The organism is Bartonella sp. TT121SHDZB (assembly GCF_042193415.1).
Classification (GTDB): domain Bacteria; phylum Pseudomonadota; class Alphaproteobacteria; order Rhizobiales; family Rhizobiaceae; genus Bartonella.
Window position 1 is genome coordinate 23247 of record NZ_JBHILR010000006.1, and the last position, 19121, is coordinate 42367.

At 37.0% G+C, this 19121-nt stretch carries 18 protein-coding genes and 1 other RNA gene; all 19 read left to right on the forward strand.

Translation table 11 applies throughout. The features are described 5' to 3' along the window. Positions 1-65 precede the first annotated feature (65 nt). The 19 genes from ACFIKI_RS04940 (at position 66) to rimP (ending at position 19109) form a co-directional block, all read left to right on the forward strand. Positions 66-797, forward strand: a complete 732-nt coding sequence (locus ACFIKI_RS04940; RefSeq protein ID WP_375623066.1) for a 3-deoxy-manno-octulosonate cytidylyltransferase — start codon at positions 66-68, stop codon at positions 795-797. After that, positions 794-1657 carry a prephenate dehydratase gene (locus tag ACFIKI_RS04945; RefSeq protein WP_375623064.1) on the forward strand — a complete coding sequence of 288 codons (864 nt, stop codon included), beginning with the start codon at positions 794-796 and terminating at the stop codon, positions 1655-1657. The genes ACFIKI_RS04940 and ACFIKI_RS04945 overlap by 4 nt, the downstream gene beginning before the upstream one ends. 434 nt (positions 1658-2091) lie before the next feature. Continuing rightward, positions 2092-2499 carry a hypothetical protein gene (locus ACFIKI_RS04950; RefSeq protein WP_375666029.1) on the forward strand — a complete coding sequence of 136 codons (408 nt, stop codon included), beginning with the start codon at positions 2092-2094 and terminating at the stop codon, positions 2497-2499. Between the two features lie 863 nt (positions 2500-3362). Then, positions 3363-3461, forward strand: an RNA gene (gene ffs, locus ACFIKI_RS04955) — signal recognition particle sRNA small type. A gap of 221 nt (positions 3462-3682) precedes the next feature. Continuing rightward, a complete protein-coding gene (locus ACFIKI_RS04960; RefSeq protein WP_375645980.1) occupies positions 3683-5623 on the forward strand; it encodes a DNA polymerase III subunit gamma/tau in 1941 nt (646 codons plus the stop codon). A gap of 14 nt (positions 5624-5637) precedes the next feature. Continuing rightward, positions 5638-5961 (forward strand): YbaB/EbfC family nucleoid-associated protein, encoded by a 324-nt coding sequence (locus ACFIKI_RS04965; RefSeq protein WP_375666032.1) that lies wholly within the window; start codon positions 5638-5640, stop codon positions 5959-5961. 30 nt (positions 5962-5991) lie between these two features. Then, complete coding sequence (recR, locus tag ACFIKI_RS04970) at positions 5992-6597, forward strand: recombination mediator RecR (protein WP_273790577.1); 606 nt, start codon at positions 5992-5994, stop codon at positions 6595-6597. 66 nt (positions 6598-6663) lie between these two features. Continuing rightward, positions 6664-7692, forward strand: coding sequence for a YeiH family protein (locus ACFIKI_RS04975; RefSeq protein ID WP_375666034.1), 1029 nt, complete (start codon positions 6664-6666; stop codon positions 7690-7692). Positions 7693-8611: 919 nt separating this feature from the next. Further along, positions 8612-9298, forward strand: coding sequence for a tRNA (adenosine(37)-N6)-threonylcarbamoyltransferase complex dimerization subunit type 1 TsaB (gene tsaB / locus ACFIKI_RS04980; RefSeq protein ID WP_375666037.1), 687 nt, complete (start codon positions 8612-8614; stop codon positions 9296-9298). After that, positions 9298-9789 (forward strand): ribosomal protein S18-alanine N-acetyltransferase, encoded by a 492-nt coding sequence (gene rimI, locus ACFIKI_RS04985; protein WP_375666040.1) that lies wholly within the window; start codon positions 9298-9300, stop codon positions 9787-9789. Before tsaB ends, rimI begins: the two co-directional genes overlap by 1 nt. 31 nt (positions 9790-9820) lie before the next feature. Beyond that, a complete protein-coding gene (gene miaB / locus ACFIKI_RS04990) occupies positions 9821-11197 on the forward strand; it encodes a tRNA (N6-isopentenyl adenosine(37)-C2)-methylthiotransferase MiaB (protein WP_375666043.1) in 1377 nt (458 codons plus the stop codon). Between the two features lie 159 nt (positions 11198-11356). Continuing rightward, entirely contained in the window at positions 11357-12457 is a 1101-nt protein-coding gene (locus tag ACFIKI_RS04995; protein ID WP_375666162.1) for a PhoH family protein, read from the forward strand. 19 nt (positions 12458-12476) lie between these two features. Beyond that, positions 12477-12968 (forward strand): rRNA maturation RNase YbeY, encoded by a 492-nt coding sequence (gene ybeY / locus ACFIKI_RS05000; protein ID WP_375666045.1) that lies wholly within the window; start codon positions 12477-12479, stop codon positions 12966-12968. Positions 12969-13053: 85 nt separating this feature from the next. Continuing rightward, the gene (locus ACFIKI_RS05005) at positions 13054-14079 is read left to right on the forward strand and encodes a hemolysin family protein (RefSeq protein WP_375666047.1); all 1026 of its coding nucleotides are present in this window, start codon (positions 13054-13056) and stop codon (positions 14077-14079) included. After that, on the forward strand, positions 14042-15676 hold the full coding sequence (gene lnt / locus ACFIKI_RS05010) for an apolipoprotein N-acyltransferase (protein ID WP_375666049.1): 1635 nt from the start codon (positions 14042-14044) through the stop codon (positions 15674-15676). Before ACFIKI_RS05005 ends, lnt begins: the two co-directional genes overlap by 38 nt. A gap of 148 nt (positions 15677-15824) precedes the next feature. Next, the gene (locus ACFIKI_RS05015) at positions 15825-16238 is read left to right on the forward strand and encodes a helix-turn-helix domain-containing protein (RefSeq protein ID WP_012754634.1); all 414 of its coding nucleotides are present in this window, start codon (positions 15825-15827) and stop codon (positions 16236-16238) included. A gap of 130 nt (positions 16239-16368) precedes the next feature. After that, entirely contained in the window at positions 16369-17628 is a 1260-nt protein-coding gene (metK, locus tag ACFIKI_RS05020; protein ID WP_375666052.1) for a methionine adenosyltransferase, read from the forward strand. Positions 17629-17633: 5 nt separating this feature from the next. Further along, positions 17634-18335, forward strand: coding sequence for a tRNA (guanine(46)-N(7))-methyltransferase TrmB (locus ACFIKI_RS05025; RefSeq protein WP_375666163.1), 702 nt, complete (start codon positions 17634-17636; stop codon positions 18333-18335). A gap of 150 nt (positions 18336-18485) precedes the next feature. Next, positions 18486-19109, forward strand: a complete 624-nt coding sequence (gene rimP, locus ACFIKI_RS05030) for a ribosome maturation factor RimP (RefSeq protein WP_375666054.1) — start codon at positions 18486-18488, stop codon at positions 19107-19109. The last annotated feature ends 12 nt before the right edge of the window (positions 19110-19121 follow it).

The following is a 19121-nucleotide window of genomic DNA, read 5'->3' on the forward strand; positions in this document are numbered from 1 at the left end:
TTAAGCTTTTTCTTTATAACACACAACATCATAAATGCATCACAGATGACATTGGGAATCTTACAATGGCTCTTGAACCAATTATTCTTATTCCTGCCCGTATAGGCTCAACCCGTCTTCCTCAAAAAGCTCTCGCTGAAATTGGTGGAAAGCCGATGATTGTTCATGTCGCAGAACAAGCCAAAAAAGCCGCAATAGGACGTACAATCGTTGCAACAGATCATCATGATATTGCTAAAGCTGTTGCAGATTATGGGCATGAATATATCATAACACGAGGTGATCATAAGTCTGGATCTGATCGTATTTATGAAGCTTTAATGCGCATTGATCCTGCACAACGCTACAACGCCATTTTAAATATACAAGGTGACCTCCCAACAATAATGCCTCAGGAAATCATTCGTGCGCTATGCCCTTTAGAAAATAGCCTTACTGATATTGCAACCTTGGGTGCTCAAATCATTGAAGAAAATGAAACTAGAGATCCCAATGTTGTCAAAATCATTGGTACACCGCTTTCTCAAAATCGCCTTCGTGCTCTTTATTTTACACGCGCCACAGCACCCTATGGAGATGGTCCTCTTTATCACCATATTGGAATATATGCCTATAGGCGCGAAGCACTTGAGAAATTTGTATCATTCAAACCCTCACCACTTGAGCAACGTGAAAAACTTGAACAATTACGCGCATTAGAACACAATCTGCGTATCGATGTGGAAATAATCGATACAATTCCCTTAGGTGTGGACACACAACATGATCTCGATAGAGTTTGTGAGATTTTAGCATGAAAATATTTAAAAAAACCAATAAAATTTCTTTCCAAGGAGAATACGGCGCTAATTCCCATATTGCTTGCTCCAATATGTTCCCCCATATGGATACTATTCCCTCTGCTACCTTTGAAGACGCCCTTAATTTAGTGGAAAGCGGGAAAGCTGATCTTGCTATGATCCCTATTGAAAATACTCTTGCGGGACGCGTTGCAGACATTCATCATCTTTTACCTCAATCATCTCTTTATATTATTGATGAATATTTTTTACCTATCCATTTTCAACTCATGGTTTTGCCCGGCGTTACACATGACGAAATTAAAACCGTCCACAGCCATACGCATGCTCTTGCACAATGCCGAAAAATTATACGAAACAACGGTTGGAAACCTGTTGTTTCTGCCGACACCGCTGGAGCTGCAAAATTTATTAAAAAAAATGCTAAACGTTCACAGGCTGCTCTAGCACCTTTAATCGCAGCAGAACTCTATGGACTTGATATTCTTGAAAGAGATGTTGAAGATAACCCTCATAATATTACCCGTTTTGTCATCCTTTCACGCTCCAAACGACATGTCCCTAAACCTCAAAATGGCGAAAAAATCATCACCAGTCTTCTTTTTCGCGTGCGCAATGTCCCCGCTGCTCTCTATAAAGCTATGGGAGGATTTGCAACGAATGGTATCAATATGACAAAATTAGAAAGCTATCAAATTGGTGGAAATTTCAATGCAACACAATTCTTTGTTGATATTGAAGGACATCCTGAAGACCCTATGATGAAACTTGCCTTAGAAGAGTTGTCTTTCTTTTCTGCAGAATTGCGTATTATCGGCACTTATCCGGCACAAAACGATCGAACATCGTATATATAAAAGCAATTAAGCTGCCATCATTTTTTGTTGATATCAAAAAGCATCGTAAAAATTTCATAATGCAACGCATCTTGAAAGAGCTCGTTTTTTCTACTCAACACCCTTCATAAACACTGAAGAAGAAAAAACAGTAACCAAAAATAAAAACGCTTGTACCATCTATTTCCCTTTCCACATTAAAGAGAGGTTCTTGAGAAAAGTCATTTCCTATGACAATTTATTCTAATAAAGATAACAAACTTCTAAATTGCTCTCAAAATAATTCAAATTATTATACATAATAGAGCATTCAAATCTCTTAGATTAATATCATTTTAAACATGGTTTAAAACTAGAAAATGCAACTTAGCCCTGATTTTAGCGTTAAGTTTGAAATTTTATCTTTATAAAAACTGATTTATATTTCACCCCACTTTAGAAAAAAGGAGAGGATAATGAAAAAAATCTTCACGCAAGGATTATTAGCTGCCAATATTCTCGCCTACTCTAGTGTTGCATTCGCTGGCTTTGGTGAGAAAAAATGGAATTTTGCGCTGGATGAAAGTGTTGTGATCATACCATCCGATACAATCCATCAAGGAGCTGAATACTCTTGTAGTATCTTTAAGCCGAAGAAAGTATCCTTTACTTTATCGTACTCTGCCCCTTCTGATTTAAACAAATTGAGAATTTTTGTTGATGATGAAAAGAAAATAACCCATGATAAAGAAAAGAAGATCTTTACCCTAAAAAATATAAAATCTCTTCATATAAGTTTTCCTTCGTCAGGACATTATATTTTTAAAAATATTACGAAGAAAAAAGTTATTGGAACAAATTGTGACACAGGAGATTATGATTAATAATATTTCTAATAGCATCTAAATGTGAGTAAAATTATTCTTTTGTTCAGGTGTTTTTTTCAAAATAGGTTATAATGAGCTATTAAAACTTATCTCTGAAGAGGTGTTTTGTACTGATATGGAAAACCTTAAGCTGCTCATAAGATTAGATATTAAAGAACTTTTGCGACAACTAAATGACTAAACTTAAATTGTTCTTTACTCTCTACCATCAGAGCTAATTTTTAAATAAGAATATAACTTTTACCTTCGCAAATGCTTCATTTTAATTACTATAAAGTACATCGTACCCAAATTATTTATAGATTAAGAAGAGAAGTAAAAATTGTTTTATAGAGGCATTCCTCATTGCATTTTAATCATATTCATTCAAGATTCTTATAAAAATTCATCTTGCTTTTCTCTTATCGTCAAAAAATCTAATTATTTAAAGCTATAAAATGTCGTGTATATAAAATACCATTTTTACAGTTATGAAATCATAAATCTGTGCCATCATTATTATTTTATAGCTTTTAAATTGCATCGTCTCTTGTAAGAGTACAGTCCTTAAAAGATATGTGAAATCTTTTCTCCAATAATGGGAACGCATATATTGATCCATCTAGTGATGAACCCAACGTCTTTAATGAAGAAAATCAGCACTCAAGAAAAAAGAGCGATAACATCTACTCAAGATTTACATTCATAGATGTTAAAAGAAAAAATATGAAGAGCTATTGTTATGAAAACTGATAAATCCTCAACTTCTTTGTTGTTTATATGTTAATAAATTAAACGCAAAGGAAAATTCTTCATCGTTCTTATAATATTTTTTGTTTCTGAGCTTGATTTTTCATTCTAAATCGACAATATGGATTTTGGGAGGTTGGTGGTGGACGAAACTACTCGCCAACTGGGTCAGGTCTGGAAAGAAGCAGCCCTAACGAGTTCTGGTACGGGTCATCGTGCCAGCCTCCTGTTTTGCTGAAGAAATTATTTTTATGCTATCTTTTAGCGAAGTATTTTAAATCTTCAGAGCAGCGTTTGTATGCAGCGGTAAAGGGATTTGGTTGTCTTTAAACAAATTGTCCCATAAATAATTTGATTAAGAAAAAATCCTTTTATATGAGAGTACAGTATTGACCTATGCTTTTGTATTATCAAAATGTATGCATAAAGAACTTTGAAGTTGGAAACATTCATGGAAAATGTACCGGTAGAAACAGCCTATCGTGTTCTTGCTCGTAAATATCGACCACAAAACTTCTCTGACCTCATTGGTCAGGAAGCTATGGTGCGTACTCTCACCAACGCCTTTGAAAAAGGTCGCATTGCACAAGCATGGATGTTAACAGGGATTCGTGGCATAGGAAAAACTACAACAGCACGTATTTTGGCACGTGCGCTTAATTATAAAACAAAAGATATTGACCAACCAACAACCGTATTGGACTCTCTTGGTGAACATTGCACACAAATTATCGAAGGACGCCATATTGATGTTATAGAAATGGATGCCGCTTCTCATACAGGCATTGACGATATTCGTGAAATTATTGAACAAATACGCTATCGTCCTGTTTCTGCACGCTATAAGGTTTATATTATCGATGAAGTCCATATGCTCTCAACACAAGCTTTTAATGGTTTGTTGAAAACTCTTGAAGAACCACCATCCCATGTAAAATTTATTTTTGCCACAACAGAAATTCGCAAAGTTCCTATTACAATCCTTTCACGTTGCCAACGTTTTGATTTGCGACGTATTGAATCAAAAGCTTTGTGTGCACATTTGCGCCAAATTGCGAAATATGAAAAGGTAGAAGTAGAAGATCAAGCACTCTCTATGATTGTTCGCGCTGCAGAAGGCTCTGCACGTGATGCATTATCCATTTTTGATCAAGCGATTGCCCATAGCAATGGCAATGTTAATGCTATTGCGGTGCGTACAATGTTAGGACTCGCAGATCAAGCACGTATTATTGATCTTTTTGAATTTATTATGAAGGGCGATGTTGTCAATGCATTACATGAATTACGCAGTCAATATGAAGCAGGGGCTGATCCTCTTACTATATTGACAGAACTGGCCGATTTTAATCATTTGGTCACACGTTTACGTTTTACACCAGAAATAGTGGAAGATTTTTCGCTAACTGAAGAACAACGTTTAAAAAGTGTAGACTTTTCAAAAAAACTTTCCGTTCCTATTTTATCTCGAAACTGGCAAATGTTACTCAAAGGTTTACAGGAAGTTAATCAAACTGCACGTCCACTTCAAGCTGCTGAAATGCTTTTAATTCGTCTTGCTCACACAGCTGACCTTCCAACTCTTGATGAAGCTTTAAAAAAGCTTACGCAAGAAAAAACACCTCTCACACTGGTTAAAAACTCTTCTCATCAAGAATCTACAAATGCAAATAATATACCAAAAGAAACAATGGTCGATACCCATGTTTCCTCGAGCATTTCAAATACATTACCCGATCAATCAGATTTAAAAACATCTTTGAAAAACCAATTAGATCATTCCTTACAACCGGAAAATTTAGTTAAAAATCAAACTTCTGAAAAAACCAACGCTCAAGAAGTAACAGAGGTTCTAGAAACTTCTCAATCTACTGATCTTTCTGGAAAGATTGCAAATTTATCGCATTCTGTCACGCAAACAACAGAAGAGATTACTGAACCTAAAACTCTCGTGATTAATTCTTTGCACGATATTATTAAATTAGCCGAACAGCATGATGATGTTCCTTTCAAACTCCTTGTTAAAGAATTTGTTCATCCTGTTTCTTTTGAAGCTGGGCATATTACCTTGAGACTTTCTGAAAATACCCCACAATTTCTTGCTCATGATATAGAAAAAAAGATATCTCAATGGACTGAAAAACGCTGGACAATAACTTTTGTTAATGAAGGAGGTGGCCCAACCTTACAGGAGGAAAGTATAGCGATTCAAAAGACTCTTTTTTCCAATGCAGAAACAGATCCTGATATCGCGAAAATCCTCAATCATTTCCCAGAAGCAAAAATTGTCGATATTCGACTCAATAAAGAAGAAAATGATCTTGATTTACTCTCCAATACCTTTAAAAATGCTGATATTTTTAAAAATAAAAATGATATCAATGATGAATAAGGATACCTATTCCTATGCGTGAAATGATGAGCATGATGAAAAAAGCCAAAGAAATGCAAGAAAAAATGCAGAAGATTCAGGAGGAAATAGCTAATCTACAAGCTGTGGGTACTGCAGGGGGTGGTCTCGTCAATATCACTTTAAATGGCAAAAATATTATAACAGCAATTCAAATTGATCCTTCATTACTCAAACCTGAAGAAGCTGAAATTCTTGAAGATCTCACTATGGCAGCTTATAATGAAGCAAGAACAAAAATCGAAATCGCAATAGAAGAAAGAACCAAAAGTATAACGGCAGGGCTACCACTCCCATCAGGTTTCAAGCTTCCATTTTAATGAAACGGATTTTTTCCGTGGGACAAAAATATGTCTAAATACATTGCAGGACCTGAGATTGAACGTCTCATTCAGATTTTATCACGGTTACCAGGTCTTGGTCCACGTTCAGCGCGTCGTGCTGCGCTGCATCTTATCAAAAAAAAGGAGACTTTGCTCGAGCCTTTAGGAGCAGCTATACAAGCAGCTATCGAAAAAGTCGGCATTTGTTCTGTTTGTGGAAATGTCGATACCATTGATCCTTGTTCAATTTGTACAGATTTGCGCCGCGATGATACAACAATCATCGTTGTTGAGGATATTGCTGATCTGTGGGCTCTTGAACGCGCAAAAACTTTAGCCGCACGTTACCATGTGTTGGGTGGACGACTCTCCCCCTTAGATGGAATAGGTCCTGACGAACTCAACATTGCCACCTTAATACAACGTGTTGTACAAAATCCTATTACGGAGATTATTCTTGCTGTCAATGCGACTGTCGAAGGTCAAACAACTGCTCACTATATCACTGATCAGCTTTCTAATTTTCCAGTTAAAATTACGCGACTTGCTCATGGTGTGCCTGTAGGAGGCGAGCTTGATTATCTTGATGATGGAACTTTAGCAGCAGCTGTACAAGCACGAACAAATCTTTAAAACTTTTTCTTATCTGTTATCTCTTTTTGTTTGCTATCATTTCTTTGTTATGGGGGAAATATTAAAATGATAAAGAAAAAACTTTCACTTTTAAACGACTTTGGTCCTGGTATTTTCGTATGTTTACTCATATCAGCCTTAGCTTATGGCTTAGAAGTTGTAGAAAAACAGCTTTTTGGACAAGCATGGCTTGAAAGCCTTGTTTTGGCAATTCTTTTAGGATCGATTATCCGTAGTTGTTTTCCTTTGCCAACATATTTTCAAAAAGGTATCACCTTTTCTGCAAAAACACTTCTTGAAATTGCTATCGTTCTTCTAGGAGCAAGCATTAGCATTAACGCAGTCCTTTCAGCTGGTTGGAATTTGCTTGCTAGTATCATATTCGTGATATTCGTAACGATTATCCTGAGCTTTGCCATCGGCCGACTTTTCGGGCTTTCTACACATTTGGCAATGCTGGTCACTTGCGGGAATGCTATTTGTGGCAATTCAGCTATTGTCGCTGTTGCACCTGTCATTAAAGCAAAGCATGACGAAGTAGCCGCATCAATTGCTTTTACTGCTCTTTTAGGAGTTCTTATTATTTTATTTCTACCCTTTTTACATCCATCTTTGAATTTGTCATTTAGCCAATATGGCGTGCTTGCTGGCATGGTTGTTTATGCTGTACCGCAAGTTTTGGCAGCAACAGCATCTATCTCTTTTGTAAGCGTCCAAATTGCAACAATTGTTAAATTGGTACGCGTTCTCATGTTAGGTCCTGTTATTTTTATTCTATCAATTATCTATCATCGCTCAGCACAAACACGTTTTCGTCTACATACTCTTGTGCCATGGTTTATAATCGGTTTTATTATCATGATGCTTATCCGCTCAAGCGGACTTATTCCTGAAACGGCTATAAATCCGATCAAACTTATTGCTCAGGTATTCACTATCATTTCAATGGCAGCATTAGGTTTAGGTGTTGATATACGATCATTAAAAAAAGCAGGATGGCGCGTCATTTTGACTTCAACCTGCTCCATAATTATTCTCGGTATTTGTAGCCTTATCATGATACAATTGAATGATTTAAATCATATAACATTTTGAAATATGCATTGATTGTTTCTTTTTTCAACGGAGTATACAATCAATCCAAAGTCTTACTACTACTAAAATCAGCTCTTTCATAAAACCAGCAAAAATTCTAAAAATTTGCCTATTATTCTATACAAAAATTGAAAGAGCTATAATATGAAGCGCAAACTGCCAAAATTACTTTTTAACCCATAATAATTTGCAGCGATATAGTATTAAATACGTAAATCATACAAAATAATGCTATTTCTTTCATCTCTAATCTTATTAAATTAAAGTTTGTATAAAAGATTGATAAATATACACTTTAATGGGGTTACGTCTCTCACGAAGAACAAAACGCCCAAAACAGAATATATTTATGTTGTGCATTCACGTTCTTGTAAAAAAACACCTCTCAACGCACTTGAGCTCCCTTTCACGGCAGTGCCTATGAATAACATACTGTAAAATCCCCATGACGTGTATAAAATACATTATACTCCCCATCTTTTCGCTTGTGAAGTACAAGCCGGAACGTTATACTATCAGCTCTATTTCTAGCTCCCAATGTTGCCGATAGCGCTTGCATCAAGATGATTCATAAGAGCCATTTTTAGTCCTTTCTTAATAGTTTTTTACCTACACACCAGCCTCGTTTGTGGTGTGCAAGCAAGTGATTTCAATTGATTCAAGATAAGCAGATTTAAAATAAGAAAATCTTACAATGTCCAAGGATCTTATTTAACATGGAAATAATAAATATCATTATAAATCAATGTATTAACAATAAAAACAAATAAGAATCAAATCAATAGCTCATTCTATTCTATAAAAGATATTGTTGCTTATTGGCACTAGTAACTTTCTTATAAATGGAATATACGACAGTAAAAAGATTAAAAATATAACAGGCCTTTCGTTTATCGTTTTATTCAACTAAACTATTTTTATGCTTATCCTTGCTATAGATACTGCTTCAATTTATTGTGCTGTTGCACTCATTTGCCATAAGTCTGTTATTGCGCGCATCAATGAGCGCATGAACAAAGGACATGCTGAAAAACTTATTGGGCAGATTACACAAATAATGACACAAGCCAATATGACGCTTGATCAAGTTGAACGTATTGCTGTCAATATTGGACCTGGATCGTTTACTGGTGTACGTGTCGGTGTTGCAACAGCGCGCGCTTTGGCATTAGCACTTGAGATACCAGCTGTTGGAGTGAGTGCTCTTGAAGCATTAGCCGCACAAGTAACAACCAATGAAAATTCTACATCGGCAATTACTGTTGTTATTGAAGCAGGAAGAGATATGTTTTACCATCAAAATTTCCATAAAGATCTCACACCTTTGGGAGCGCCGGGATTAAAAACAATTGAAAATATCCTCGAAGATTTGCCAAAAAAAACCCGACTGACTGGCTCAGCCGCTGATGTCGTTGTACAGCATATTAAAAACCATAAAATAAACGAAAAAATTGTTCTAGAAAAAATCCCCTGCGAAGCGGCTGATATTGTAAGCTATGCTTATCTTGCTGCCAACAAACAACCACAAAACTCACCTCGCCCACTCTATCTTCGCAGTGCTGATGCAAAACAACAAACCGATTTTTCTTTACCACGAAAAAAATAATGTCCAAATTTTCATTGACAAAAAAAAATTTTGAGATTGCTCCGCTACAAATTAATGATAGTGCTGCTCTTCATCAAATTCATCAACATTGTTTTACCCCTGCTTGGACAAAACAAGCTTTTGATAATTTCTTAACAGATCACTCTATCTTCGGGTACAAAGCTTTTCTCCTTGATCACCCTGATCAAATTTTAGGCTTTTGCCTCTGCCGTCTCATCCTTGATGAAGCAGAAATCATCACAATTGCTGTCCACCCTCATTATCGTCAACAAGGAATTGCTACCCTTCTTGTCGATCGCACAATTTGCCATCTTCACAACAAGCGCGCTATAAAATTATTCTTGGAAGTAGAAGCTACAAACCTTTCCGCTTTGAACCTTTATCAACGCTTCAAATTTCAAAAAATTTCTGAACGTCTTGCCTACTACCCGTCAAAAAATGGTCGCGGTGATGCAATTATCATGCAAAAAACTTTTAAGCAAATAGATTGAGATTTGTGTAAAAAACATTTAGACATGCGCTATGAATAAAGTAAATCCTAAAAATACGCCTCCTGTTGCTCCTAAAAAGGTTTTCATCAAAACCTATGGATGTCAAATGAATGTTTATGATAGCCAACGGATGACTGATAGTCTCAGTTCACAAGGCTATGTGACAACACAAACTCCCAATGATGCCGATCTTATTCTTGTTAATACCTGTCATATTCGTGAAAAAGCAGCAGAAAAACTTTATTCTGATCTTGGTCGTTTGCGCATTATGCGTCAAGAACGCACACCTGATAAACCCTTGACAGTTGGTGTAACAGGTTGTGTTGCACAAGCTGAGGGAAGTGAAATTTTGCGCCGTGCTCCAACAGTGGATCTTGTTATTGGTCCGCAAATGTATCACCGCTTGCCAGAATTGTTAGAAAAAGTCAAACAAGGAAAAAAAATTATCGAAACAGACTATGCTGTTGAAGATAAATTTGCTCATTTGCCGCCTCACAATAAACATGCAGTAAGAAAACGGGGTGTTAGCGCATTTCTAACAGTACAGGAAGGGTGCGATAAATTTTGCACTTTTTGTGTTGTTCCCTATACGCGGGGTGCCGAAATATCACGGTCCGTCGAGCAAATTACCGAGGAAGCCCGCCAACTCATAGAAGCAGGTGTTAAAGAAATTACGTTGCTTGGACAAAATGTTAATGGTTGGCATGGACAAAGTGTTGATGGAAAAACTTGGCGTCTTGGCGATCTTCTTTACCATCTTGCAAAACTTGATGGTTTAAAGCGTTTGCGTTACACAACCAGCCACCCACGTGATATGGATGATAGCCTTATTGCCGCGCATCGAGACCTTGATATGTTAATGCCTTACCTCCATCTGCCTGTTCAATCAGGTTCAGATCGCATCTTAAAAGCCATGAACCGACAACACAAAAGCTCTCATTATCTTCATCTTATCGAAAAAATTCGAAGCGCACGGCCAGATATTGCCTTTTCAGGCGATTTTATTGTAGGGTTTCCAGGAGAAACAGATGAAGATTTTGAAGAAACTATTAAACTTATTCAACAAGTGCAGTACAGTTCAGCTTATTCTTTTAAATATTCCCCCCGTCCTGGAACAGTGGGAGCCACAATGAAAAATCATGTTGATGAATCTGTAAAAGATGCCCGACTTCAACATTTACAGCTCCTTCTCCTTGAGCAACAAGATGCATTTTTGCGTTCTAAAATTGGTCAAAAAACGAACGTTCTTATCGAAAAACCTGGACGTCACTCAGGGCAAATGGTAGGACGTTCCCCTTGGCTTTTACCTGTTGTTGTCGATACAAAAGCCTCTACAGGTAGTGTGATAGAAATTCATATTAAAAATGCAAGCTCAAACAGTTTTGTTGGTGAAATGATAGATAGATAAATATGCCTCTAAAACCTTGTTCAAAAATAAATATTTTGGAAAACTCTTTTATTTTAAAAGAAAATGATTACATCTAAAGCGTGCACTTTTTGTAAAAAATTGTCTTTTATAAAATTTACTTAACAAAATGTGCAATATTTATATAGAATGGAGAATAGGCTGAAAGCTTCAACCGAAAAAATAAAGCGTATTAAAGAAAAAGTAAATACGTCCCTTGAAAAGACTGATACCTTGAAACAAACAAGCGTTTCAGATGTGAGCCAAGTTGTTTTGATTTTCGAAAATAATAAATATGCAAAAGCAGTTTTTGGTAAATTTGACGAAAATCTCGCTTATATCGAAAAAAAACTCGAACTTCGTATTCATCCGCGTGGTAATGAAGTCTTAATCCGTGGAAATATTTCTGTTATAAAACGTGCGCAATATGTATTGCAGCAACTTTATGAACGTGCCAAAACACATCAAGAGCTCACTTTATCAGATATAAAAGGAGCGATTGCTATGGCAGATATACCAAAGAAGCAGAAAGAAGATACCATAACACACAAACCTGCAACGAAAACTATACCAGCACGGTTGAGTACCCATAAAAAAATAATTCATCCAAGAACTCCAACACAAGATGCTTACATAAGCGCTATGGAGCATACTGAACTTGTATTTGGTGTAGGACCAGCAGGAACAGGAAAAACGTATCTTGCTGTTGCTCATGCTGCAATGCTTCTAGAACGTGGTATCATTGAGCGAATTATTCTCTCACGTCCAGCTGTTGAAGCTGGAGAACATCTTGGTTTTCTTCCCGGTGATCTCAAAGAAAAAATCGACCCATATTTACGACCACTTTATGATGCCCTTTATGATATGATGCCCGCTGAAAAAATAGAACGTATTTTAGCTTCTGGTGTCATAGAAATTGCTCCTCTTGCCTTTATGCGCGGACGAACACTTGCCCATGCTGCTGTTATTCTTGATGAGGCACAAAATACTACGCCCATGCAAATGAAGATGTTTCTCACACGTCTTGGAGAAGGAACGCGTATGATTGTTACCGGTGACGTAAGCCAAATTGATTTGCCTACAGGGCAAAAATCAGGTCTCATTGAAGCAATTCGCATTCTTTCAAATGTAGAAAATATTGCAATCGTGCATTTTGATGAAAAAGATGTTGTACGCCATCCACTTGTTGCTGCTATCGTTCGTGCTTATGATCGTGATTCAGAAACACAAAATAAAAAAAATCATTCGCATGCGATGCATTAAAAAATGAATTTGATTCATCATGATTATTATTGATATAATGATTAAAAGCGCAGGGTGGAATGATGAGAAAATGCTTTATAATATCACTGAAAAAGCATTAATGACAACTATGCATCATGTTTCATTGGCAAATGTTGTAAGCGAGATTAGCTTGCTTTTTACGGATGATGAACATATGGCACAAATCAATGCACAATGGCGCAACAAAAACAAATCTACTAATGTATTATCCTTTCCTGCTTTTCCACTTAAAGCTGGAAATCGACCTGGTCCCATGCTCGGTGATATTATTATTGCCCGAGAAACTGTTGTTTTCGAAGCAGAGAAAGAAGGAAAAACATTTCAAGACCATTTAACACATATGATTGTTCATGGTATCTTGCATCTGCTTGGTTATGACCATGAAACTGATGATGAAGCATATAAAATGGAAAAGCTCGAAAGAGAAATTCTTCAAAAGCTTTCCATAAAAGATCCTTACGCTGAATTGTCTATCAATGATAAAATTTAACTTTTAAAATTAATATTACAAGCATACCATTTAAAGCCTCTTATTTATCTATTATAAGAAAGAAAGTTTAGAAGATTTCAAAACCATGGACAACAAAATAAATACACAAAATAATAGTCAAACATCTTCTAACAATGAAAAAAAACCTTCTCAACAGACGAATCATACAGAAAAATATTCTCTAATGAATCATTTATTTTCATTCTTACGTGGTCGTAATTGTGCACCTACGTCACTGCGCGATGATCTTACCGTTGCCCTCACGACTAACAATGAAAAAGATACCGCCCCCTTCTCGCCTGAAGAACGTACTATGCTGCATAACATTTTACGCTTACGTGAAGCACGCGTGGATGATGTTATGATACCTCGTTCTGAAATCGAAGCATTAGAAATAAACTCTTCACTTGGAGAAGCACTTAAATGTTTTGCAAAAATTGGTCATTCTCGCATACCCGTTTATGCTGAAACTTTAGATGATCCGCGCGGCATGATCCATATCCGCGATATTCTTAACTATATGATTCGCTTTATTATCAATCCAACAAAAACCGAACAAAAATCCGATTTGCTTCAATTAAACCATACAGACTTACATACTCCAATCGGTGAATTGGACTTGATCCGAACAGTTCTCTTTGTTCCCAGTTCTATGCTTGCAAGCAAATTATTAACACGGATGCAAACGACACGAACTCAAATGGCTTTAGTTATTGATGAACATGGAGGAACAGATGGTCTCGTTTCAATGGAAGATATTGTTGAGTTAGTCGTTGGGGATATCGAAGATGAACATGATAATGTCGACAATGCTATCGTACGTGAACCAAATAATAAATGGCTCGTTGATGCAAGAACTGAACTAGAAGATGTGGAGAAAGCTCTTGGTCCTGATTTTATCGTAGGGGAATATGGTGATGAAGTTGATACTATTGGTGGTTTGATCGTCTCCATTCTTGATCGCATTCCTGCCAAAGGTGAAATTGTTGAAGCTGTACCTGGCTATAGATTTCGTATTTTAGAAGCTGATAAACGCCGGATTAAACGGTTGCGCATTTTTCGCATTCCAAAAAATGAGAATCTTGAAAACAATGCCATCCCTAAAGAATAGTCCAGCGTTTTTACACAATTTCATCGTTTTTTTGTTCTCTGTTACAGGCTGGAAACGCCAAGCATGGATATTTCTGTGTGGCGCTCTTACTTCTTTTGCACTTCCACCCTTTTATTTAACACCTCTTTGCTTTTTAACTTTCCCTCTCTTTATTGTTTTACTTGACTCAATACAGACCACCAAAAATAATAAAAAACATTTTTTTACTTACGCTTTAAGCTGTGGAACCTTTGGTTTTAGTTATTTTATTTGCGGACTTTGGTGGCTATGCAATGCTTTGTTAACAGATCCAGATTCTTTTGGTTGGGCCGTCCCATTAGCCATTTTAGTCCCTCCACTCTACCTTTCTCTTTATTGGTTTTTTTCTGGTTTCATTGTCGGTTTATTATGGACAAAAGGAATAGCACGCTTTTTTGTTTTAGCCTTTGCATTAGGATTGTCCGAGTGGTTGCGTGCGTTTTTATTCACAGGATTTCCATGGAATTCTCTTGGCTATACAGCCATGCCAACCCCAATGTTCATGCAATCTGATGCAATCGTGGGACTTTACGGAATGAATATTCTTGCTGTCTTAGCCTACAGTTTGCCAACTGTTTTATTAACGGATGAAAAAAAGAAAGTGGCACTTTCTCTTTGCTTATCACTTATCTTCATTCACTGTGGTTTTGGGTTTTATCGTCTTCATACTATAGAAGGCACAGCTGAAGATCAAAAAAGTGCTTATTGGGTGCGCATTGTTCAACCGTCCATCCAACAAAATATAAAATTGCGTGATAATACACGAGAAGCTATGTTGGAAGCGCATATAAAGCTAAGTGCAACACCAACAACCGATCAAAATTCAGAACCTGATTTTATCATATGGCCTGAAGCTTCCGTTCCTTATCTTCTCTATGATAACTCATCTATCACAATGCACATTGCCTCTCTTTTAAAACCTAAACAATGGGCTATTATCGGAGCAATACGCGCCAGCAATGATCTACCTCATTCCCAAACACAATATTTTAATACAATTGCAGTCATTAATGCTCAAGGTAATATTTTAAATACTTCTGATAAACTTCATTTGGTTCCTTTTGGTGAGTATCTTCCTTATCAGAATTTATTGAAAAAAATTGGATTGCGTACCCTTGCCGATACTATTGGTGGATATAGTGCTGCAAGTGTGCGCAAAATTGTTACAATGCCAAACGGATTTTCTTATCTACCCTTGATTTGTTATGAAGCAATATTTCCCCATGAAATGACTTTTAAAGGTTCCCCACCTCAAGCAATTATTAATATTACAAATGATGCATGGTTTGGTGTAACGCCTGGACCCTATCAACATCTTCAACAAGCACAGCTTCGTGCCGTTGAACTGGGAATCCCCCTCATACGGGCAGCCAATAATGGCATATCAGCTGTTATTGATTCTTATGGACGAATCGTTGTAGCTCTTCGACAAAATGCTGTGGGCATTATTGATTCACAAGTTCCATCATCCATTACCCCTATAGGAAGCAATGAATACAGAACTTTCTCTACTTTTATCTTATTCATCCTTATGCTATTGTGTCGTATTGGTTTTGGTTTTACAAAACAGCTTAAATGATTCAAGTGCCCTTTGTACGGTATTATGTTGCGTGTACCAGTAATATTGGGAAAAAATATTACATATTGTTTTAATTATATGATAAATCAGCTGCGCATAAATATGATGTTGATTTAGAAAAAAAGTGCTGGAAATAAAGAGTTGCATTATGACCGAAACTAGAAAAAAACCTGACCCTATAGATATCTATGTTGGAACTCGTATCCGTTTACGTCGTAATATTTTAGGACTCACTCAAGAGAAACTAGGTGAAAAATTAGGAATTACTTTTCAGCAAATCCAAAAATATGAAAAAGGAACAAACCGTATTGGTGCCAGTCGTCTTCAAGCGATAGCGGAAATTATGGATGTTCCTGTTTCTTACTTTTTTGATAAAGGTATTACCTCCCAACAAGTAGAGGGTTTTGCCGAAAGTGATCACAATTTTATAGACTTTTGTTCTAGCAGCGAAGGGATTCAGCTCATGCGCGCTTTTACAAATATATCTGATGCTAAAGTGCGTCGAAAAATTATTGACTTGGCAAAAGCACTTTCTGAGGAAGATTTGACAAATAAGTTATAAATTAAAATTATATCTTTTCTCTTTTATTCATATAAATTTGCATTGACTATTTGCTGTAGAATTAGCAAATGGTGACGACTTTAGTAAGCAATTGATTAAATCTTTGGTTTTCTTTTTTGAAGGAGTTCCTATGCCGCATCAAGATTATCTTTTTACGAGCGAATCGGTATCGGAAGGACATCCTGATAAAATTTGTGATCGTATTTCCGATGAAATCGTTGATATGATCTATAAAGAAGCTGAAAAGACTGGTACTGATCCATGGTTAGTACGCGTTGCCTGTGAAACTCTCGTTAGTGTAAACCGTGTTGTTATCGCTGGTGAGGTACGTGTTCCCGATACGCTATTAAAAAAAGATAAAAATAAAGAATTTATCTATGATGAAGCTGGCTTTCCACTTATTAATCCTACGCGTTTTCGTACAGCAGCGCGCCGTGCTATTCGTGCTATTGGCTATGAACAAGCAGGATTCCATTGGAAAACTGTTAAAATTGATGTTCTTTTGCGCCCCCAATCAGCTGACATTGCAAGAGGCGTTGATAATGCTACAGATCGGCACGGTGAAGAAGGAGCAGGTGATCAAGGCATCATGTTTGGATATGCTTGCCGTGAAACGCCTGATCTCATGCCTGCACCAATTTATTATGCGCATAAGATTCTCAAACTTCTTGCCGCAGCACGTCATAAAGGAGAAGGAGAAACTGGAAAATTAGGACCAGATGCTAAAAGTCAAATAACCATACGCTATAAAAATGGAAAACCTATAGAAGTAACATCCATCGTTCTTTCAACGCAGCACCTCGATGAAAGTTGGGATTCCAACAAAGTACGTACAGTGGTTGAACCTTACATTCGCCAAGCTTTACATGATATTCCCATTGCGGCTCAATGTAGTTGGTATATTAACCCAACAGGAAAATTTGTCATTGGAGGCCCTCAAAGCGATGCCGGATTAACGGGACGCAAAATTATTGTGGATACTTACGGAGGTGCAGCACCCCATGGAGGCGGTGCTTTTTCAGGAAAAGATACAACAAAAGTTGATCGTTCTGCTGCCTATGCGGCACGCTATCTGGCTAAGAATATTGTTGCTGCTCATTTAGCAGAGAGATGCACCATTCAACTCTCCTATGCAATTGGTATTGCACAACCTTTATCTATTTATCTTAATCTTCATGGAACAGGAAAAGTCGATGAAAAAGTTATTGAAGAAGCCATCCGCAAAATAATGGACCTTTCACCAACTGGAATTCGAAAACATCTTGACCTTAATAAACCTATCTACACAAAAACAGCGGCTTACGGCCATTTTGGTCGGAAACCAAAACATGATGGTTCGTTTTCATGGGAAAAAACCGATCTCGTGAAAATACTTCAAGCAATGATTTAAGTCGCATGATTAAACATAATACACGCAAGAGTGAAGCCTTTTTTGGACGCAGACAAGGAAAGCAGCTACGAAACAGTCAGCTTGCGCGTATAAAAATGCTTCTCCCAAATTTTAATATTGATTTAAATGTCCCTCCTCCCCCAAACCTTACATCCTTATTTTCAAGCAAAGTAAGAGAAATTCGACTTGAAATCGGCTTTGGTGGAGGTGAACATTTACTCCATGAAATAGACTATTTTCCACAAACCGGTTTTATCGGCATCGAGCCCTTTATCAATGGCATGGCAAAAATATTGTTGTCTCTTGAACAGCATCAAAACCATCAAAATCGTCTTCGCCTCTATAATGATGATGCTACACGCCTCCTTGATTGGCTCCCTGATAACTCGCTTGATGGAATAGACCTCTTCTATCCTGATCCTTGGCCGAAAAAGAAACACTGGAAACGACGTTTCATCAATATAAAAAATCTCAACCGTTTTGCTCGCGTTCTTAAAATGGGAAAAAAACTTCGCTTTGCGAGTGATATAGACAGTTATGTAAACTGGACCTTATACCATTGTGCACAACATGATCACTTTGAATGGGAAGCAGAAAGCCCTCAAGACTGGAAAAAACCTTATCCACAATGGAGCGGAACCCGCTATGAAGCAAAAGCTTTACGCGAAGGACGAACGCCTGCCTATCTTACCTTTATCAAGAAATAAATGATCAAGCGCTTTTTTCATAAACAACTTGAAAAAATTTGAATTTAAGAGTATCAATAGTTAAATTCTTGGTCTTATGATGAAGGGTGGGTCGTGAGACCCGCTCTTTTTTAATATCATAAAACTGGTGAAATAATTTGGATAAAATGTATGAACAAAGCTGAAAAAATAAGCAATCTTGATGAACCACGCCTGTTTGCAGAAGATGGTATCGAAGCACAGGTTGCTGCTCTTGTCATACCACTGCTTAAACCTTTAAGTTTTCGTTTGGTTCGTGTGAAACTTCTTGGACAAAATGGTTTAACGCTTCAAATTATGGTTGAACGGGCTGATGGTTCTATGACCGTAGAAGATTGTGAAACTGTTAGTCGGACTGTTTCCCCCCTGCTTGATGTGCGAAATGTTATTGAACGCAAATATCATTTAGAAATCTCATCTCCTGGAATTGATCGTCCATTGGTAAGAAAATCTGATTTTGTTCATTGGCAAGGGCATCTTGCAAAAATTGAAACTAACATAACAATTGACGGGCGCCGAAAATTTCGCGGAACGCTTACAAATGTCACGCAAGATGGATTTATTTTAAACACTGATAAAGCTGCTTATGGAGAAGTCATGTATACCCCTATTTCCTTTTGTGATATCATAAATGCGCATTTAGTGCTTACCGATGAACTTATCCGCGATGCATTGAGAAAAAATAAAGACTTAAATCAACAACTCATCTCCGAAGATAATCCTAACGACTCAATACAAACGTTCAATTTCAAATAATAATAATATCAC